Origin of the sequence: Endozoicomonas sp. ALD068 (assembly GCF_049310145.1) — a bacterium.
In the GTDB taxonomy this organism is placed as follows: domain Bacteria; phylum Pseudomonadota; class Gammaproteobacteria; order Pseudomonadales; family Endozoicomonadaceae; genus Endozoicomonas_A.
Genome location: NZ_JBLYNU010000004.1, coordinates 6,436,528 through 6,457,574, shown reverse-complemented (window position 1 = coordinate 6,457,574; position 21,047 = coordinate 6,436,528). Strand labels below are relative to the sequence as shown.

14 protein-coding genes are annotated in these 21,047 nt (G+C 48.4%); 12 read left to right on the top strand and 2 right to left on the bottom strand.

Annotated features, from left to right (window positions below; translation table 11 throughout):
- The first annotated feature begins 31 nt into the window (after positions 1-31).
- The 9 genes from ACO6V5_RS23390 to ACO6V5_RS23350 all read left to right on the top strand — a co-directional run bounded on the left by ACO6V5_RS23390 (position 32) and on the right by ACO6V5_RS23350 (position 10,652).
- Complete coding sequence (locus tag ACO6V5_RS23390; RefSeq protein ID WP_422135345.1) at positions 32-1,546, top strand: type I restriction-modification system subunit M; 1,515 nt, start codon at positions 32-34, stop codon at positions 1,544-1,546.
- Complete coding sequence (locus tag ACO6V5_RS23385) at positions 1,539-2,675, top strand: PDDEXK nuclease domain-containing protein (protein ID WP_422409579.1); 1,137 nt, start codon at positions 1,539-1,541, stop codon at positions 2,673-2,675. Before ACO6V5_RS23390 ends, ACO6V5_RS23385 begins: the two co-directional genes overlap by 8 nt.
- Entirely contained in the window at positions 2,659-2,817 is a 159-nt protein-coding gene (locus ACO6V5_RS23380) for a hypothetical protein (protein WP_422409581.1), read from the top strand. Before ACO6V5_RS23385 ends, ACO6V5_RS23380 begins: the two co-directional genes overlap by 17 nt.
- Positions 2,807-4,042: a restriction endonuclease subunit S gene (locus ACO6V5_RS23375; protein WP_422409583.1), complete on the top strand. Its 1,236-nt coding sequence runs from the start codon at positions 2,807-2,809 to the stop codon at positions 4,040-4,042. The genes ACO6V5_RS23380 and ACO6V5_RS23375 overlap by 11 nt, the downstream gene beginning before the upstream one ends.
- Positions 4,043-4,099: 57 nt before the next feature.
- Positions 4,100-5,377 (top strand): nucleotide-binding domain-containing protein, encoded by a 1,278-nt coding sequence (locus tag ACO6V5_RS23370; protein WP_422409585.1) that lies wholly within the window; start codon positions 4,100-4,102, stop codon positions 5,375-5,377.
- A 5-nt stretch (positions 5,378-5,382) separates the two neighbouring features.
- Complete coding sequence (locus tag ACO6V5_RS23365) at positions 5,383-5,991, top strand: SLATT domain-containing protein (RefSeq protein WP_422409587.1); 609 nt, start codon at positions 5,383-5,385, stop codon at positions 5,989-5,991.
- A 10-nt stretch (positions 5,992-6,001) separates the two neighbouring features.
- Positions 6,002-9,328: a type I restriction endonuclease subunit R gene (locus ACO6V5_RS23360; protein WP_422409589.1), complete on the top strand. Its 3,327-nt coding sequence runs from the start codon at positions 6,002-6,004 to the stop codon at positions 9,326-9,328.
- On the top strand, positions 9,328-10,104 hold the full coding sequence (locus ACO6V5_RS23355) for a M48 family metallopeptidase (protein ID WP_422135352.1): 777 nt from the start codon (positions 9,328-9,330) through the stop codon (positions 10,102-10,104). The genes ACO6V5_RS23360 and ACO6V5_RS23355 overlap by 1 nt, the downstream gene beginning before the upstream one ends.
- 209 nt (positions 10,105-10,313) lie before the next feature.
- Positions 10,314-10,652 carry a hypothetical protein gene (locus ACO6V5_RS23350; protein WP_422492180.1) on the top strand — a complete coding sequence of 113 codons (339 nt, stop codon included), beginning with the start codon at positions 10,314-10,316 and terminating at the stop codon, positions 10,650-10,652.
- A 96-nt stretch (positions 10,653-10,748) separates the two neighbouring features.
- Here ACO6V5_RS23350 and ACO6V5_RS23345 read toward each other — a convergent pair whose 3' ends face one another.
- Together ACO6V5_RS23345 and ACO6V5_RS23340 are read right to left on the bottom strand one after the other, a co-directional pair.
- Positions 10,749-11,042 (bottom strand): type II toxin-antitoxin system RelE/ParE family toxin, encoded by a 294-nt coding sequence (locus ACO6V5_RS23345; RefSeq protein ID WP_422135354.1) that lies wholly within the window; start codon positions 11,040-11,042, stop codon positions 10,749-10,751.
- The gene (locus ACO6V5_RS23340) at positions 11,039-11,317 is read right to left on the bottom strand and encodes a CopG family ribbon-helix-helix protein (RefSeq protein ID WP_422135355.1); all 279 of its coding nucleotides are present in this window, start codon (positions 11,315-11,317) and stop codon (positions 11,039-11,041) included. Before ACO6V5_RS23340 ends, ACO6V5_RS23345 begins: the two co-directional genes overlap by 4 nt.
- A gap of 339 nt (positions 11,318-11,656) precedes the next feature.
- Here ACO6V5_RS23340 and ACO6V5_RS23335 point away from each other — a divergent pair, with 339 nt between their 5' ends.
- The 3 genes from ACO6V5_RS23335 (at position 11,657) to ACO6V5_RS23325 (ending at position 21,043) form a co-directional block, all read left to right on the top strand.
- The gene (locus tag ACO6V5_RS23335) at positions 11,657-19,339 is read left to right on the top strand and encodes an AAA family ATPase (RefSeq protein ID WP_422409596.1); all 7,683 of its coding nucleotides are present in this window, start codon (positions 11,657-11,659) and stop codon (positions 19,337-19,339) included.
- Positions 19,340-19,527: 188 nt separating this feature from the next.
- Positions 19,528-19,818, top strand: coding sequence for a GIY-YIG nuclease family protein (locus tag ACO6V5_RS23330; protein WP_422409598.1), 291 nt, complete (start codon positions 19,528-19,530; stop codon positions 19,816-19,818).
- Complete coding sequence (locus ACO6V5_RS23325; RefSeq protein WP_422492179.1) at positions 19,769-21,043, top strand: hypothetical protein; 1,275 nt, start codon at positions 19,769-19,771, stop codon at positions 21,041-21,043. Before ACO6V5_RS23330 ends, ACO6V5_RS23325 begins: the two co-directional genes overlap by 50 nt.
- Positions 21,044-21,047: the final 4 nt, after the last annotated feature.

Genomic DNA, 21,047 nt, shown 5'->3' with positions numbered 1-21,047 from the left:
GACACATAGACAGAAGACGTTGAGAGCAGATATGCCAAACACTCCCATTAACCAGCAGGAAATCAACAATACAGTGTGGAAAGCCTGCGACACTTTCCGAGGCACGGTTGACCCTTCCATTTATAAAGATTTCATCCTGACGATGTTGTTCCTGAAGTACATCTCAGACGTACACCAAGACAGGCTCGATGAGCTGTCCACCCAGTTTGCTGGCAACCAGGCGATGGTTGATGCGATGTTGGCGAGCCAGTCTTTCAAAATCCCTGCTGGCTGCACCTTCTGGGATCTTTACGCTAAACGTCATGAGGCAGGTAACGGTAGCCGTATCGACCAGGCACTCCATGCCATTGAGGAAGCCAACGGCACAAAGCTGAAAAACGTGTTTCAGGACATCAGCTTCAATACCGACAAGCTGGGCGATGAAAAGCAGAAAAACGATATTCTGCGTCACCTGCTGGAAGATTTTGGCAAAGAAACCCTCAATCTCAGACCAAGCCGTGTGGGTTCATTGGATGTGATTGGTAACGCCTACGAATACCTCATTAAGCACTTTGCAGCGGGTAGTGGTAAATCTGCCGGTGAGTTCTATACCCCACCTGAAGTATCTGATCTTTTATCCATCTTGCTGGAGCCTGAAGAAGGCGACCAGATCTGTGACCCTGCCTGTGGTTCTGGATCTCTGCTGATGAAGTGCGGCAAGCAAATCCAGAAGAACTACAACGGCTCCAAAAAATACGCTCTGTTTGGTCAGGAAGCCATTGGTTCTACATGGTCTCTGGCAAAGATGAATATGTTTCTCCATGGGGAAGATAATCATCGTATTGAATGGGGCGACACCATCCGCAACCCCAAATTACAGGACCAAAACGGAGGTCTGCTGCACTTTGATGTGGTGACTGCCAATCCACCATTCTCCCTTGATAAGTGGGGGCATGATGATGCTGAGCACGATCCCTTTGGCCGTTTCCGCCGGGGTATTCCACCAAAAACCAAAGGTGATTACGCCTTTATCAGCCATATGATTGAAACCCTGAAACCACAAACGGGCCGCATGGGTGTGGTTGTGCCTCACGGCGTTTTGTTTCGGGCATCGTCTGAAGGGAAAATCCGTAAGCAACTGATTGATGAGAACCTGCTGGATACCGTGATAGGCCTGCCAGAGAAGCTGTTCTTTGGAACTGGAATTCCTGCTGCCATTCTTATATTCAAGAAACAGAAAACTGACGACAAAGTTCTATTTATTGATGCTTCTCGTGAGTTTAAGTCTGGCAAGAACCAGAATCAGCTTACTCCTGAAAATATCCAGAAGATTGTAGATACCTATCAGGATCGTCTGACAGTAGATAAATACGCCTACCTCGCTACCTTGGAAGAGATTCAGGAGAACGATTACAACCTGAATATTCCCCGCTATGTGGATACCTTTGAAGAGGAAGAGGAGATTGACTTGATGACGGTGCGCGCTGAACGTTTGGAGTTACAGCTGGAGCTGGCAGGTTTAGAAAAAGAAATGCAGGGTTACCTGGAGGAGCTTGGGTATGAGTGATAAGGGTAATAAGCAAGGCAAACGCAAGCAGCGAGTGGACCCCAAACGTGAAGGTGTTTGCTTTCCTGTGGGTGAGACCCTGAGCAACCTGCCTGGTGATTATCCCGAATTTCTGGCCCTGATGGTTGAAACCATTGCCAGCCGAAGAATGACAGCCCTGCAAAAAGTCAATGTGGAGCAAATTCTCCTGTACTGGCATCTGGGACAAAAGATTTTAACCAAACAACAGGAGGCTGGCTGGGGAGCAAAGGTCATTGATCGCCTGTCCCAGGATCTGAAAAAACAACTGCCTGCGCTGTCCGGATTCAGCCCCAGGAACTTGAAATATATGGCAAAATTTGCCGCCAGCTGGCCTGACTTCGAAATTGTGCAACGCACCGTTGCACAATTGCCCTGGCGCAGTAATTGCGCCCTGCTGGACAAGGTCAAGGAGCCAAATGCCCGGGTCTGGTATGCCAGGGAAGCCCTGGAACAAGGTTGGAGCCGGGATATGCTGGTGGTGCATATCGACAGCAACGAGTTTGACCGCCGGGGAAAAGCCATCAATAACTTCCCTGAAACCCTGCCACCGGTTCAGTCGGATATGGCGACCCAGCTATTCAAAGATCCTTATCTGTTTGATTTTATAGGGTTGGATGCGCCTAAACGGGAAGCTGAGCTGGAAAATCGTCTGTTGCAGCACCTGGAAGAGTTTCTGGTGGAACTTGGCCAGGGCTTTGCCTTTGTCGGAAGGCAGGTACACCTCGAATTAGGGAATCAGGACTTTTACGCTGATTTGCTGTTCTACCACCTGAAAATGCGTTGCTATGTGGTGGTGGAACTGAAGACGGGCTCTTTCAAGCCAGAATTTGTCAGCAAAATTCATCTCTATCAGGCCGTCATTGATGACCAGATGCGCCACGATAATGACCAACCCACCATTGGTTTACTGCTGGTCAAAGAGAAAAACAACCTGGTCGTTGAATACGCCCTGTCGGGGCATAACAAACCCATTGGTGTCGCCAACTGGCAACAAGCCCTGACTCGTCAGCTACCTGAAGACCTGCGCTCCAGTCTGCCCACTATTGAAGAGCTGGAAACTGAGTTATCCGCTGTTCTGGAGGTGTCAAACGATGATAAACAGGATTAGTGCGACAATGTCGCACCTTTCTTTCCTGCCTGCTTATTTTGTGCAACGCACCGTTGCACAATGGCTTTTTGGTGCAACTGAACGGGCTGATCTGGAAGCGGAAATGGCTGAATACCTGGAGGAGTTGGGTTATGGTGCCTAAGGGTTGGATTTTATCTACATTTGAAAAGCATATTGACCTGCTGAGTGGTTGTGCTTTCAAAAGTGCTGGTTATACAGAAAACGATGAAGATGTACGATTACTTCGAGGTGACAACATCGTTCCTAACTCATTAAGGTGGAGAAACGCAAAAAGGTGGCCTGCCTCAGAACTTCACAAGTACGAGAGATATAAGTTACAAGAGCATGACTTTGTAATTGCAATGGATCGTACTTGGGTCTCGTCGGGTGTGAAGGTTTCTGAAATCTCGATATCTGATCTTCCATGTTTGCTAGTGCAAAGGGTTTCACGAATTCGAGCGCTTGATACGTTAGATCAATCGTTACTTAAACAGTATTTTTCAGGACACCGCTTTGAGCAATATGTGAAGTCTGTTCAAACCGAAACAGCAGTTCCTCACATTAGCGCTCAACAGATCAAAGAGTTTTCTTTTCTACTTCCTCCTCTATCAGAACAACGCAAAATCGCCAAAATCCTCAGCACTTGGGACAAGGCCATTGCGATCACAGAAAAGCTGATTGAGACCAATAAGCAGCAGAAAAAAGCCCTGATGCAGCAGTTACTGACAGGGAAAAAGCGCTTGGCTGGGTTTGAGCAAGGATGGCGTTATCAGCCTATAAAAGACATATCAACCCGCATCCAAAGAAAATCAGATGGTCAAGAGCACCCAGTTCTAACTATCTCCTCACTGGCTGGCTTTGTCACACAGGCTGAAAAGTACAGTCGCTATATGGCTGGAAAAAGTGTTAAAAATTACATTCTCCTCAAGGGAGGGGAGTTCGCCTACAACAAAGGCAACTCCAAAACATATCAATTTGGTTGTGTTTTTGATCTTGAAACCTTTGATTCAGGCTTAGTTCCCCACGTTTATGTGTGCTTCAAACTCAAAGAAGGATTAAGCCACCGTTACTTCAAGTATCTGTTTGAAGCGGACTACCTGAAACCTCAACTTGCAGGGTTGGTCAATACTGGAGTCAGAAATAACGGCTTGCTCAATATCAAACCAGCAGAGTTCCTCAACACAGTGGTACCTGTGCCTAGCTATCAAGAGCAAGTGAGAATTGCTGATGTGCTTCATGCATCTTCACTGGAGCTGAAAAAGCTGGAAGCAAAGCTAAAGCTGCTCAAAGAAGAGAAAAAAGCACTCATGCAGCAGCTTCTGACAGGTAATCGCAGGGTAAAAGTTGCGGATGAGCAAGCCACTTAATGCGTCATATTTTATTAGCAGATTAAACAGAACCCTTTTTCTTACAGGTGAAGGATTATGACAATATCAGAAATGTTTACACAGTTTCTCGAAAAACTAGCTATAAATAACGCATCAACGATTAGCGAAAGATACGGCGAGATCACTGCCAGTCTGAATAAAAAGTTTCGTGATACTGATTCTAAAACTGCTAATAGCCTTCAAGTTGGCTCATATGGTCGATGGACAGGTATTCGGGGCATTTCCGACTTAGACATGCTGTATATCATGCCTGTTGGCAAGTGGGAAACATACAAGAACGATCAAAGTAAGCTGCTGAAGGATACAAAGGAAGCAATAAAAGCACGTTATCCATCCACCAAATTAAAGGTAGACCGGTTAGTTGTACAAGTTGTCTACAAGAGCTTCATGGTGGAAGTTCAGCCTGTTTTTGAAAACGACGATGGCAGCTTCCAATACCCTGACACATATGGTGACGGACAGTGGAAACCTACCAAGCCTCGGCTAGAAATAGAGGCTATGAAGGAGTTTGTTGAGCAGAAGAATAAGAATTTACGAAAACTCTGCAAAATGACCAGAGCTTGGAAAAACAAGCATGGCGTGGGTATGGGTGGTTTACTGATAGACACACTGGCTTATAACTTTCTCAAGTCCACTAATGCTTATGACAATAAGAGCTTCGCCTACTACGACGAGATGTGCCGAGACTTCTTTAAGTACCTTTCAGAGGAACCAGATAAAGATTACTACCTCGCTCTGGGAAGTAACCAGCAAGTCAAGGTGAAGAAAAAGTTCCAGAAAAAAGCAAAAAAAGCCTATAACCTTTCCCTCAAGGCGATTGAGGCAGGTACTTCTAACTCTGCTCATAAAAAATGGAAGGCTATCTTTGGCAGACCATTTCCAAACGCATCAGCAGAAGAAGCCAAAAAGTTTCAGTCACTGTTTTCCAATACAGAACAGTTTGTTGAAGACTTATTCCCCATTGATATTCGCTTTGATATTAGTTTGGAGTGCAAAGTATCCCAGAATGGTTTCAGAGACAATTTTCTTAGCCGCATGTTACAGATGGGAACCCCACTACTTCCCAAAAAAGAGCTCCACTTTTATGTAAACGACCACAATATCCCTGGTGATTATGAAGTCCACTGGAAAGTGCTCAACAGAGGCTACGAAGCAGAAAGGCGAAACTGCATTAGAGGTCAAATTTTTCCCGATAAAGGGCATATGAACAATCGGGAGACTGCCAATTTTGTAGGCAGGCATATTGTCGAGTGCTACGCCGTCAAGAATGGTGTGGTTGTCGCTAAAGATCGAATTCACGTTCCAATCAGGTGATTTAAATGGATAAGGATGACTTTTTAAGAGTGATAGCCGAGACTGCTTACAATGTAGGGTTTGGAGCAAAGAAGCATTTTTCAACATATGAAATTGTAGATTTTTTCCCAAATTTGATAGGGTTCATTTCTATCACCTTCGGTATCTACTCCTTAGCCTTCGATGGTCTTCCAACTGATTTCTTGTCTTCAACCTTTGTTGTACTGGGCGTTCTTGGACTATATATTGCCTTTTATAACCATGACAAAGAGAATTATCTCACCAGAGCGGTTGAGCTAACCAGAATATTTGATGACCTAAAGAAGCTTTATTTTACTGTTAAAAGTGAAGATCCGATCGATTATGCAGCCCATATTCAAACTTTTGATGCCCTGAGGGAAAAGTACTCTGCAGCAAGCATTTCCAAGCAGATACTGTTCAGTGGTTGGTTTGCTCACTACAAATTCTTTTGGGAGCAGCAAATTAAATGGATAGATGAGCAAAAACACTTTAGTTTTTGGAGAGATAAAGTTCCCCTCTCAATGATGATATGCATTTTTATCGTAGGCATAGCCTCAGCAATTTATTTTATTGATTTCATATCAGTTGCCTGTGCAGTTATAAGTCAGGGATAGGAAAGTTGTAATGCAAAACCTTGCTAACTTTAAGGAAGAGCAGAGTGCCAAAATCCCTGCACTAACCCTCTTGAGCAATTTAGACTACGAGTTTATTGCTCCCACACAATGTGTTGCTCAACGTGGCAGCCTCTCTGCGGTCACTTTGCCATCGGTACTTCGTGGTATTTTGGCCAAAAAAACATTTTGTTTTATGGGAAAAGAGCACCCACTTTCCCCAGCCGCTATCGACAAAATCGTACAGGAACTTTCCAACCCAGCCATGAACGAAGGGTTGAGAGCCGCCAATGAGAAGCTCTATAACGCCCTGACCTACGGCATCGGTGTTACTGAATTCATAGAGGGTAAAAAAGCCAACCCAACCATTCAGATTATTGACTGGGAGCACCCGGAAAATAACGTTTACCACTTCACTGAAGAACTAGACGTTGAGAACAGTCAAGGTACAGGCAAGCGAATTCCAGATATTGTCTGTTTCGTCAATGGTTTGCCATGGGTGGTGATTGAAGCGAAACGCCCCGATGCTTCGACTACTGGCAAACCGACGGTTGCAGAAGGGATTTCGCAGAATATTCGCAACCAAAAGGTGGGTGAAATTCCACACCTGTTTGCATACAGCCAGTTATTACTGTCTATCAATGGCAGCGATGGACTTTATGGCACCTGTGGCACACCGGCAAAATTTTGGGCGAAGTGGAAAGAGGAAGAGATCCCTGAGGCAGAGTTTGCTCAATTGAAAAACAAGCCTCTGTCAGAAGTTCAGATTAAAGCCTTGTTTGCCCACAGACCAGAGAAGGTAAAGACTGAATTTCTTTCTCTGACTTCCGGTGGCGACCTGGTAGTAACTGACCAAGACCGTTTATTGATTTCCATGCTGCGCCCAGACCGGCTGTTAGAACTCACCCTGCTGTTTACCCTGTTCGATAAAAAAGCAGGCAAGATTGTTGCCCGTTACCAGCAAGTATTTGGTATTAAAGCACTGGTCAAACGCATTACCTCCTTTGATGACTCTTTACCGGGTGAACGACGGGGAGCACGTAATGGTGGTGTGATCTGGCATACCACAGGCTCTGGTAAGTCCTTCACCATGGTCTTTCTGTCCAAAGCACTGATCTGGTTGCCTGAACTGGCGAAGTGTCGGGTTGTGGTGGTAACAGATCGGGTTGATTTGGAAGATCAGCTTGCCCGTACTTTTGCCTCTGGCGGTGCTCTCTCCGGCAAAGATAAAAAAGATGCCATGGCAACCACTGGCAAGCGGCTGGCCGAACAAATTGGTAAGGGCAATGAGCGAATCATTTTCTCCATCATTGATAAGTTCGGGACAGCCATCAAACTACCGGATTGCTACAACGACAGCCCGGATATCATTGTGCTGGTTGATGAAGGGCACCGGAGCCAGAATGGTGAAAACAATATCCGCATGCAGCAAACCTTACCCAAGGCGGCGTATATTGCCTTCACTGGCACACCTTTGCTGCAAGATGACAAAACTGAAAATAAGTTCGGCAGGATCATCCACTCTTACACCATGCAGCAGGCAGTAGAAGATGGCACTGTAACACCATTGTTGTATGAAGAGCGTATTCCTGAACTTTCTACCAATGATAAAGCCATTGATGCGTGGTTTGATCGAATCACCGAGAAGCTGACCGAAAAACAACGTTCAGACCTGAAAAAGAAATTTGCTCAAAAGGGGCAGATTTATCAGACTGAAGGTCGGATTGAGTTGATTGCCCATGATATTTCCGACCACTTCCAAAACTTTAAGCAGCAGGGGTTAAAAGGCCAGCTTGCCTGCGACTCCAAGGCTTCAGCCATTCAATACAAAAGATTGCTGGATGAGATTGGCAAGGTCACTTCTGTTGTTGCCATGTCACCACCGGATACCCGTGAGGGGCACGACTGTGTTGATCAGGAAAGTACCGATCTGGTGCAGAACTGGTGGAAAGAAACCGTTGGCAGTCAGGATGAGAAAGCCTATACCAAGAAAATCATTGCAGAGTTTGGTGAGGAAGATGGGCCAGACATTATGATTGTGGTGGATAAGCTCCTCACGGGTTTTGATGAGCCAAAAAACACGGTGCTCTATGTCGACAAGCCGCTGAAGCAACACAACCTGATTCAAGCCATCGCAAGGGTTAACCGCCTTCATAGCAAAAAGCAGTTTGGATATCTGATCGACTACAGGGGCATTCTCAAAGAGCTGGATGCCACCATTGAAAAGTACCAAAATCTGGCGGAACGCACTCAGGGCGGCTTTGATATAGATGACCTGAAAGGTCTCTATAACCGCATGGACACCGAATATAAAAAACTACCGAGTTTGTATGCTGATCTGTGGGCTATTTTCGATAGCGTCAAGAACAAGCAGGATGGACAGGCTTTACGACAAGCACTGGCTCCCAGGATTGACACCGTTGATGGACAGCTTACGGATACCCATCTGAAAAAACGGGATGATTTTTATACGGCACTCACCGCATTTGCCAACTGCATGAAGGTTGCACTGCAATCTGCCACTTACTTTGAAGACAAAAGTTTTGACCTGCTATTTCCCGGGACCTATACCACTACCCGCCAGCATTACAAAGATACGCTGAAGATGATGTCGCAACTGCGTAAGCAAGTGCGGGAGGATGCAGAAGAAACCGTCGATTACGATGACTACACAGAAGATATCCGGGCATTGCTGGATAAGCATATTGGCGGCGTTGAAGTCAGGGAGTCTGAAGGCGTTTATCTGGTTGGCAACATGGGCAAAAGCGCCAAGCCTGAGGAAATGTCCGACGACGAAGCCCGGAACCAGAAAGATAAGATTACTGGCCGCATTAGCAAGATGATTGATCAGGATCTGGCTGATGACCCGTATGCACAGGAGTATTTCTCCAAACTGCTTAAGAAAGCCATTCAGCAAACCAAGGCTATGTTCGACGCTCCGGTGAAGCAGTACCTGATCTTTGCTGACTTTGAGCAGCAGGTGAAAGAGCGTAGAGTTGCAAGCATTCCAGCAGATCGGTTTGAATCTCTGGAATCCCAGATCAGGCAGCAGGTTCAGGCGTATTACGGGTTGTTCCTGAAGCACCTGGGTGAACAACTACCTCCTGACGGTCACGATACTCCATCGGAAGCTCAGTGCTTTGAGCATGCATTGAAAATTGATGAAGTGGTCAGGAAGTCTGTTGCCGAGTTCAGCATTAACCCACAGGAAATCGAGAACCAAATTACTATTGGCCTTCTGCCACTGCTGTTTGGTGATATCGGGATTGATAAGGCTCAGGCATTGATTACGGATGTCGTGCAAATCACACGGTCAGGTTTGTCAGGACTTAACAAATAATGGCATCCGTCTGTTCCGATGAACGTTCCAGGGAAGAGTACAGCTTTGTCTATGGAGATGAAGCTGTATCCTATGAGGTTGTCAGAAAGCCTCACCCTGAGGGAAAGAAACGAAAGATCAGTATCCGTGTTCACCCCGACTGCCAGGTGCTAGTCACTGCCCCTGATGATGCGGTGAACTCCGACATTCATGAGGCGGTCCTTAAACGTTCAAAATGGATATGGAATGCCCTGATAGAGTTCAGAAGTCATCAAAAGTTCGTGCAGGACAAACAGTATATCAGTGGCGAAATGACCTTTTACCTCGGCAAACGTTATGTACTGAAAGTAGTGGAAGATAAAGAGTCAACGGCTTCTGTAAAGATGGATCGAGGAAAGCTGCTGGTCACACTGCCACGGTTTGGTAGCAATAAAGGCAAGCTAGTCAAAGGGCTGCTTCAAGACTGGTATAAATACCGGGCGGAGATCATTTTTCAGGAGCGCTTAAACCACTTGCTGCCTCAAGCTACATGGGTCACAAACATCCCCGGTTTCCGCATTATGAAGATGCAGAAACAATGGGGTAGCTGCTCTGCAAAAGGTTCACTACTACTCAACCCTCATCTGGTGAAAGCCCCAAAGGAATGCATTGATTATGTCGTACTCCATGAGCTGTGCCATATTGCTGAACATAACCACAGTGAGCGCTTCTGGCGTTTACTGAAACAAGTTATGCCGCACTGGAAAGAAGTCAAAAGTCGTCTGGATGGGATGGCTGAATTGTACTTGAACGAATGAACTATTTTTTGCGGTGATTATCGAATAAGCGCAAAACCACGTACTTTGGGAGGCTGTCGCAAAACTCTGGCTCCCATGCTTTCAGGCCTTTGGGTCCCAGCGCAGGAACCCATACCCATCTCGCGCTGCAGAGTAGGCTTTTCAGGGGAGGTATGCATTCCCACGCAGAAGCGAGGGTGTTGCAAAACTCTCTCCGGCGTGGGAACGCGTTGACTCCCGTCATTGCCGGCTTCATTCTCGTCATTCCCGCGAAGGCGGGAATCCACACTGACTCTCCACCAGAACCATACTGCCCGGTGTCCCCCTGGCCTTGTCATCCCCGAGAAGGCAGAGATCCACCTTTGGCGCTGGATTCCCGCCTTCGCGGGAATGACGGGAATGAAATCGGGAATGACGGGAATGAAATCGGGAATGACGGGAATGAAATCGGGAATGACGGGAATGAAATCGGGAATGACGAGAATGAAGTTGGGAATGACGGGGGTGAAGGCGGGAACCAGAGTTTTGCGACAGCCTCAGAGCGAGGGAACGGGATGGCTGCAAGTTGACACTTTCGGAGTAAATCGTGCGGCGGATGTTTTGAGATCACCTCGTTCCCAAGCTGTAGAGAGTTTTGCGACACCCTCTTTACGGCGGGGAGGATGTCAAGTACAGCCACCATTGTCGGATTGCCACAGTCTGGAAGTATGTACCAATGCCAGTACCCAGACTGTATCAGCCGCTATTTCATAAACAAGCCGATAGTGCTCATGCGGGATCAGTTCACGTGTCCCTGATATTTTCCCCCGATGGCCAGACATCGGATGAGTGCCCAGAATTTCGGCGGCTTCACTGAATCGTTCATCCATATCTATCGCCGCTTGCGAGTTTTTAGCAACCAAGTAATCCCAAATATCCATACGGTCTTGACTGGCTTCAGGTGTCCAAATTACTCTCATGAACGATTTGCTGCGTTTGCGCGAAGCGCTGCAAATTCCGCTTCAACTTCATGATTATCCCGACCATTACCGGCATTCATGGACTTTCTTCCTGCATTTACCTTGGCTTGCAAGTATTCATCATATTCGCGAGCTTTTTTTTGACGTTCAATAAATTCTCTCATTAGCTCCCTGACTACCTGCGATGCAGGCCGGTGAATAGCCTCGCTTTCTGCAATGAAATCAGCTCTGAGCTCAGAATCAATTTTCATGGTGAAAACAGATTGTTTTGACATGGGCAACTCTCACTTTGTTTGATACTAACAAAGTATATATTATGTATTTACCATGAACGCAATTTTTGACGTCTTTTAAAGCAGGTTTAAAACGCCAGCAACACCCTGATGCTCAAACCCCGTGAGCTGACAAAAATTGCCAAGAGTTTTTGCACAGTGTGAATTTGAATTCGCTTTGTGAGTCACTGAATACTTGTTAATTGTTTGGTCATAATGCATTTTTCGAGACCAGTGATTTCCTTTACTGGTTTCGGGTAACCCTCCAAATAGAACTTTTCTCCTGTCTGAAGGTCAAACGATTAAACAACTTCAAGCAGTCCTCCGGGAGAAAGATTGATTATGGATGGTCAGATTGGTAGAGAAATCAACAAACCCGTTCCGGGTAGTGACGTGCCAGCCAAGAGGCCAAGGCTGGATTTGGACTTATCGCCTACGGTTAAAGCTGTTTGCACTGATTTCAGTGACCAACTTAATCTATCGTCATCTCAGATTATGACGCCTGACAAGGCGAGAGCTGTAGCCTCACAAAAGTCCCCTCATGCCTTCGATTTTCGTTTTGTCGCCAATGATAATGAGGTTCGACAGCTTTTGGTTGCCCAAACCTGCGATGCGCATCGCGATGTCACACTTATTTCCCACCCCGATGACCTCTCACAGGCCAGCCTGGTGAACCGGTTGTGCATTTCCGACGATGGTCGCCACACTCTGGGTTCAGGCAAGTTGTTTGAAGGTTCAAAGCCATTCACCCTGATAATGGATATCCGAAAGCTCACCAGCGATGAACTGCCTAAATTTAACGATCTTCTGGACCCGGATAACCCTTGTTTGTATGACGCAGTCAGCCAGACGAAACGCACTCTGGGCGAGCATGTTTCTCTATTGGTCGTGGCAGGTCCTGAACAGTTGGCATCGGTAGGCCAGCGTGACGACGCACCGGGAGCTGACTTCTGGCGACGAATTAATCGACCAGACAATACCTGGCAATTTGACGCAAAAACCAGCAATGAGCCATCGATGAAAATCGACGCGGTTCCTCCGGTATTGGCTGAACTCCCTTCTGCCGAAAGCGCTATGGACGACGACAATACCCTTCTAATTGACTGTCACTTACACAGCAACTGGCGGCAGTTGCTGCTGGGTGGCCCCGGGGTGGATCAACAGGGACGAATCCGGCACATCCCCGGCAGGCTTGAGTCATTAAGGGCTGGACAACGGGTGATTCTGAAAGGGGCCGACTGGCAGGACCTGGCCTTTGAACAGACGATTCGGCAAATGCTGGCGCAACAATGCTTTGAGAGCAATGGGAAGATCTGTTCATTACCCGACGATGTTCAGTTTTATCAGATGCCGGTAGAGAAGGACGAGCTTCATTCACTGTTCCAAAGTCTGTCCTGCTCTGATCATTCATCAGAAAATCCGATCATCATTAACCAGAGTAACCTCAACGATTGGCTGAGCCCGATTGCCATTACCCCGGCAGGCTATGCCGTGCCTAACACCCGTCTGTTGGAACAGGTTCAGGCGGGTGGGACAGTCACCCTAACCTCTCCCCTCACTGAGGCAGCCTGGTTTCGTTTGCTGGGTTCACTGCGGACAATTCGTAAGACTATTCGTGAGACAAGCGGCCTGGAGCCGCGACTTCAGGTGGCTCATTCGCAACAGCAGCCGGAAGCCCTGGGATTAGCAAAAAACGATGAGGGCCCTTTGTCCGAAAGCCCTCAGCTACAGAAAAAAGTCAGAGATCACAATGCTTTTGAGGCAGTCACATATCGACAACCTGCCCAGGCCAGTCATTGGATCAACCGTCACTGTGGGACAGCTCTGGTCATCCAGATCAATGGACAGACCGGCTTCAGCCAGCTGTTTGATAATATCCATATCACCTCGGAGCAAAAGGCCCATTTTGGACAACGTGAGAGTGGGTTGCAGAAAGCATTAACCGCTGGCAGGCCGGTGGTATTCCTGGGACTCGAAAGTAATCCAACCCTTCAGCAGCTGCTGGAACCTCTGTTTGCAGGACAGCCTCTGCTGGTGAATGGCCAATTACAGGCCTACCCGCAGGCCCATATCACCCTGCTCTGGCCTGAGTCTGCCAAAAGCCCATCGCCAGTCTTTCGTTCGAAGCTTGCCACGGGTAAACCCTGCCCCGAAATCGATCTCTGGGATATCAATGCCGACCAGCATAATATCCCCCGGTCCCAGCTGCCAGAGCAAGCGCTTGATAAGCTTTACGAAGCGTTTGCAACCGTGCCAGACAAACTATCTAACCCTCTGCCTGAAATGACCAAAGGGTTGTTGCATAACCTGATACTGGCCGCCCGACGAGCACAGCAGGTTGACCACTCCCTGCAGCTTTTACCCCGCCACTGGCGCAAGGCTATCAATAGTGTCATCACCCATGGCACCCGGCAGAATCCGTCAGTACGTGATTTTATGAAATGGGCTTGCAGGGAGTTACTACCGGATGAGGATCAGGCTGCCACAGCAGACCCGGATCAGTTAGCGGCCATCATCAACAGTACCCGGCAGTTGGATAGAGCGTTTGTGACGCGGAACCTGTGGTCACTGACCAGAGCCTTTGACCCGGCTGCATTTAATGAAACATTTTATCTGTCCTATGAAAAACCATTTTTTACGTGGGATAAAAAAGAAGTGTTCAACAGGCTCTGTGCCCTGATCGTGGCCCATGGGCCTGAAGCACAGCGACAGGCAATAGCGTACCAGTTGCAAGTCCCTCCGGAGGCAACAAGGCAATGTCCAGCGTTAGCCATCAGGCCATCAAGACAGATCAAACGTTTACAGGATGCACTGGCTTCTGGCTGGCAGCTAAAGCTTCCATCAGGTCAGACCCGATCCGATGTTATTCAGGCTCTGGCCAGCGATTGTTTCCACATTGCCAGGGGAGAATATGTCACAGAGAATCCCGTCGCAGAACGCATTGAACGCATAGAAAAACGACTGTCTCAATCAATGCAATGGCCGGGTTCCACTGATCAACTCCTGTCAGCAATGGCCCATGATCTTTATCACGGCGAGACAGGTCAGAAGGATCGTGAAAGTCGTCGATTATCCCGACTCCATGACCGTCTTGCAGACTCTCCCGTTATCTTTCTTGAAGGGGAAACCGGCACCGGGAAAAGCTACTTTTCCGCCAAAATGGCAAAGGCTTCAGGACAGGCCTGGGTCATTTCCCTTGGACCTTCTGACAGCGAACAGACCCTGATGAAACGCTGGCAGTGGCAAGAACACGCTGACGGCGACCGCTCTATGACGCAGCAAAACCGGGCATTGATGGAATGGGCCAATACCGAATCCGACAAAGATGAAGGCTATGTTGGAGGAAACTATATAACCCTGGTGCTGGATGAGGCTAACCTGGCCAAAGCCGGATTGCTGGCGTCATTGAACGGCTTGTGGGAACCGGAACCCTGCATTTATGTGAATGCTCATCCTGTCAAAGTCAGCGCAAAACACCGGGTAATCCTGACCGGCAACCCGGATCATTACTCCGGACGCCAGCTTGACCAGGCGCTGAAGGAGAAACTGCCCAGAGCTTACTACCCACGTCTGGACCAGGCTTTCCTTCGGGACAGAGTGGTGGAACCGGCGCTGGTCAATCAGTTACAACGGCATCTGACAGGACCTCAAATAAACAAAATTCTACCCGATGCTACCGGGAGCGTGATGGCACTGTGGCAATATTATCAGGAGCTGTTGCCCGAGCATGAGTTTACCCCCAGGGATTTAACCGATATCTGCAGTTGGGTGGGCTGGTATCTGGATCGTGCGTTATCCGAAGGAGAGAGTGTTAGCTGTGAGCAAATGAACAGTTTGATCCGGCAAAGTTTCCGGGATCTACTGGGTCCCGAAATCAGCGAGACTCAACAGGATGCCCTTTCGGCACTGGAAATCTGGTTTGCCGCCCGTTACCCACTGGACAACACCCTGCGCAACAAAGTTCATAACCACACCCTGCCAGATATTCAGCGGGACTTCGAAGCATTCACCAAAGAATTCCGACCTGAGTTTGATACCTCCGGATCAGCAGTCATTGAGCTGGTACAAGGGCTGGGACAGGATTTAAGTCGCTGTCAGCAGGCTAATCATCGCGAGATAAAACACGGCGGCCGTCAGGCGACCCTGATTCAGGGCCCGGCCGGGCGGGGTAAGGATGCGACGCTGAATCTGATGATCAACAGTGTCAAACAGCAGGCTGAGAAAAAGGGAGAAACCATGCCAGAGATATTTCTCCTGAATGCCTGTGATTGTTCCTGGGATAAAGTGTGTGAAGCGATCCAGAAAGCAAAAGTCGAAGGCGGCATCGTGGTGATTTCAGAAATGAACCTGATCGACAGCCAGCACCTGGAAGGTGAGTTGAACGATATTCTGGCCGGCGATGCTCATCCGGGCTTCCACCTGTTCGCCACCATCAACCCGCCAGAATACAGCGGACGAAAACCCTTATCACCGGCGCTCAAAGGGCGTTTTCGACATTTGCCGATCCGCCAGTATAACTCGGCAGAATTGCAGAACATTGCCGGGAAAGTGTTGCCAGAGTCCTCAAAAGGGAAATTCGTCGCTAAAAAGCTAACAGAAAAACATTGTCTTTTAAGGGCCTGCCTGCAACGGAAAAACCTGCCGTTACAGCCGACCAGTCGCGATTTACAGAATGTCGCCATGGCTGTTAAGAGAGGAGGCGATTATACCGAAAAAGCCGTTCATCAATGCCTCAATCAGCACTACCGGCTTTATCTGATGGCCGCCAACCTATCACTGGACAAACTGCCCAGGTCAGCAACGCTTGCCATGGGTAAAAATGAGCTTGATTCCGGACTTTGCCAATGGTTCAACGAAAAGGTCCCCAGGATCGATCGCCCGTGGTTGATACGAGGCAGCGATCGCAACAGTATTGATGAAACAAACCATGAAATTTGTATCAACACTGATCTTTCTGTAGAGCAAACCAAAAAGGAAATCATTACGAGGGTGGCTCAGGTCAGGTGGCAGGCATCTGGTCTTTCCCTGAAGCCGAATGAGTCCGACGATATTCTCACCCGGGCACTGTACCGACACTGGCAGCGATGCTGGTTCGACCGTCTGTTTGACCAGACGGGCGTTGACGCTGCCAGCGTATTTCCCCTGACGGCAGAAGAGAAACAAACGCTGAAAATGACAGCTAACCAGCCTTATCTTCAGGCGGCTGATCAGCGGATAAGCGCGTGGAAAGACGATGAAGTTCAATGTTGGCCCGGGTTCTGGCTTCAGATCAGTGCTCTGCTGAATCATTTGACTGACGATTTTAGCAACCAGGCATCAGCTGTTGGCGGTGATAAGGCTCCCGCAGAAGACATGCCACAAGTCCACGAGGTACAGGCTCCGGCATTGGGTCAGAGACCGAACCATGAGCCACAGCCTGCAAATAAAGCGCCTGAAAAATGCAATCCGCAAGCCCTTGTAGCTCAGACTCCGACATTGGACCATATCACTGACTATAAGAACCTGGGTGAGTTACGGCATATCGATTATATAATTTTTCATCAGAATTACCCTTCTATCGAGCTGTATCGATGGTGGGCAGAAGATATTTATGTGTCTCCTGAGGGCGAAGTCGAAGCGATCAGCATCAATGACAGACACATACAGGGGGCCGAAGTCATCATACCTGCCCTCTTACCAGAACATGACCAGCCAGTGACATTAGCCAGCAAACAAACGCTGGGGACCTTTGACTGTACACCGAGGAATGGTCGCTATACCTTGCCCAGCCTGAAGCCTGATGACTATATAGTGGCCCTGCGCATAACACCCGAATTGCCATTTACCCTGGTCAGAGACCGATATACCGGGCTTCATACAGTGTTTGTTCCGGGGGCCAGAGCCAACCAGAGTATTCGATTTGCTTATGTCGTAGAATCCCGAAAACCAGACAAAAAAACTTCTACCGAAGAAGTCCGATCAAACGCATCAAAACGTCTTGACGCCCGCTGTTCCGCAGCTATGAAGACAGTAATGAAAGGAGTGCTTGAGAACATCAGCCTGCAACCAACCGAAATACAGGAGCCCCTGCTGAGAATAAAAACAGCCAAAGACACGACGGAACGGATTAGGGCAATCAGGGACTATTGCACAGAGTTTTCCGGCGCTGCTGCATCCGGGCACAATCAAAATTTCTTTCACTTCCTCGTAACCCGGCGGCAGGGGAGCTGTCGTCATCGTGTACCTGTTTTTATTGCTTTTTGTCGTTATTTTGGGATTCCATGCCGACAAATGGTTAACAATGTCCACGCCTTTGCAGAGTATTCCACGGATAGCGGCCAAACCTGGACGTCAGCGGATTTGGGCGGGAGGCCTGGCGTAATAACAGAAATTCTGCCTGACTTCCAGCCCATCAAAAGGTTCTCTGGTTCTGGCACTGAGTTAAAGAAGAAAAGCAATCTCCTGCAGGGTCTTATGAAGAGTGCTGATCTGGCACAACAGCAAACCCTGGCCAAAGCCTGTGGCATAAGTCCTGAAGAACTGGACAAAGCTCTTGAGACAGGCTGTGAATTGCCTGCAGCCCATCTAAGCATTGCCAAAATGGTAGTGAACCTTTGGAACAGAAAAGATTTAACCGGTTTTTCCATGGGTGTCTTAATCCTGGAGTCGCTGGAGACAGAAGCATTGAGCTTTGAAGAGAAAGGTCTGGTCGGTCTTGTGTCTGACAGGGATTTAAATACCTACAGAAGACCGATGTCGGAGGCAGTCAAACAAATCTTGTCTGACAGTGATGAAGACCAAGTCACTGAACCACTCAGGATATTGCACTCAAAAATGATTGTTCAGGGCAAAGAAAACCCTATACATTGGTTGTTTTCAATGGTGAAAATTCTGATAAACAGTGACCTGACCAGGCCCCCGGTTATTGACTTTGCCCAAAAGGCTTTGACATCGGGTTGGCTGGATAGTGTGCCGACCTTTTTTAGAAATCATGCAGATTTCCGTGAGCACCATGAGCTATTAGTGCGTCTGCAAGGTATCGATGAAATGAAGGTTGCAGCCGACCAATGCCTGAAAAAGTTCTATAGGGTATTTCTGTCCAGAGAAAAAAATTGCGGGCTATGGCAGCGGGCTTATGAAAACCCCCGGTGGGGAAAAGTCAGGACCTCGCTGGTCTCTCATTGTCATGATGGTTTTTCACGATCTCTGGAAGATCAAATTATCAGCTCATCTGTAAAAAAAGACTGGACGGACGAACCTGAGGGCGTTCCATGTATAGATCGGATGCTGCTGCGCCATCCTGCCTTTGTGAAGTCAATCTCGGGCAAGGCGAATCATCGTCCGGTGATTATCTTGGGGCAGCCTTCCTGGGGCAATTCCTGGGACGATACACTGTTAAATGAAAAGGTCGATGCCCTGTTACAACAACTCGCTGAGAACCGTCCAGACCTGAAGCATTTATTGGAAAGACTCAATCAAGTGCAGGCAACAGAAAAGCAACTCCAAAACACTCTTGCAGCGTTGCTAAGAGATCGCAACAAAGTCCCGGATCGTCTGCGAGATCGAACTCTGGAAGAAGAATATCAGAAAAAAAGGTCTGTTATCCTAAGCAGGTACGAAGCCATTCTGGAAACCCTTAAGCTTTCACTCAGGGAGAATGTTCTTGTGGGAAATTTACGAGACAACTGCAGGAAAGCGATTCAGCAGGCCTTCAGTCATTATCTCTATGGATTGACACACTCGAAAGGCGGTTGCTTAACCTATTGCTGGGCCGATGCTGATGTGGAGGGCTGGCAAAAACACAGCTATGGCGCTCATGCCCCATCCTCACCAGAAGAGCTGCATGCCATAATGCTTGAAATAGATAGCTCTTCCGAGTTTCAGGAATCTGTTAAGGATAACTACTTGCGTCAGGCACACAACGCCAATAACGCACTGGTACTCAAATCCGATGAGATGAGCACCATCGCCGAAGAGTTTTTGCACAGCGTGAATTTGAATTCGCTTTATGACGCATTGAGTGACCAGGTAGTAGCCGGATCGTGATGAGTTTTCGAGACCGGTGATTTCCTTTAATGGTTTCGGGTAGCCCTCCAAACTCTGAGGGGACAATTTCGTAACGAATCTTGATAGAAAAGGGAGAGTGGGCACTCGCCAGCAGGTATAACTGCAAGCTTATTAACTCAAGCTGAATGGTTCCCGCCTTTGAGAGAATGACGATCGAAGGAGTATCAATGCTTAAGCAGCCTTGCGTTTACATTCTTGCCAGCAAGAGAAATGGAACACTGTATATTGGTGTAACCAGTCACCTGATTCAGAGGATATGGCAACACAAAAACAACCTGGCTCCTGGTTTTACAGCAGAATATAGCGTTCACAAGCTGGTTTACTTTGAGCAGCATGAAACGATGGAGTCGGCCATTATCCGCGAAAAACAGCTGAAGAAATGGAATCGCCAGTGGAAGATTGATTTGATTGAAAAAGAAAACCCACAATGGAACAACCTGTGGGATAATATTCAGTGACCGCTTGCAAAATCCCCCCCCGAGTTTTACCTCCACTATTCCCAGCTTCACTCCCGTCATTCCCATCTTCACTCCCGTCATTCCCATCTTCACTCCCGTCATTCCCATCTTCACTCCCGTCATTCCCGTCTTCACTCCCGTCATTCCCAGCTTCACTCCCGTCATTCCCAGCTTCACTCCCGTCATTCCCAGCTTCACTCCCGTCATTCCCATCTTCACTCCCGTCATTCCCGCGAAGGCGGGAATCCAAACTGACTCACCACCAGAACCATACTGCCCGGTGCCTCCCTGGCCTTGTCATGCCGGAGAAGTCGGTGACCCTATGTTGGCGCTGGATTCCCGCCTTCGCGGGAATGACGACCACATACTCTTTCCCGTCTTCACTCCCGTCATTCCCTTCTTCACTCCCGTCATTCCCATCTTCACTCCCGTCATTCCCAGCTTCACTCCCGTCATTCCCATCTTCACTCCCGTCATTCCCGCGAAGGCGGGAATCCAAACTGACTCACCACCAGAACCATACTGCCCGGTGACTCCCTGGCCTTGTCATGCCGGAGAAGTCGGTGACCCTATGTTGGCGCTGGATTCCCGCCTTCGCGGGAATGACGACCACATACTCTTTCCCGTCTTCACTCCCGTCATTCCCTTCTTCACTCCCGTCATTCCCATCTTCACTCCCGTCATTCCCAGCTTCACTCCCGTCATTCCCGCGAAGGCGGGAATCCAAACTGACTCACCACCAGAACCATACTGCCCGGTGCCTCCCTGGCCTTGTCATGCCGGAGAAGTCGGTGACCCTATGTTGGCGCTGGATTCCCGCCTTCGCGGGAATGACGACCACATACTCTTTCCCGTCTTCACTCCCGTCATTCCCAGCTTCACTCCCGTCATTCCCAGCTTCACTCCCGTCATTCCCATCTTCACTCCCGTCATTCCCGCGAAGGCGGGAATCCAAACTGACTCACCACCAGAACCATACTGCCCGGTGCCTCCCTGGCCTTGTCATACCGGAGAAGTCGGTGACCCTATGTTGGCCCTGGATTCCCGCCTTCGCGGGAATGACGACCACATACTCTTTCCCGTCTTCACTCCCGTCATTCCCAGCTTCACTCCCGTCATTCCCAGCTTCACTCCCGTCATTCCCGTCTTCACTCCCGTCATTCCCGCGAAGGCGGGAATCCAAACTGACTCACCACCAGAACCATACTGCCCGGTGACTCCCTGACCTT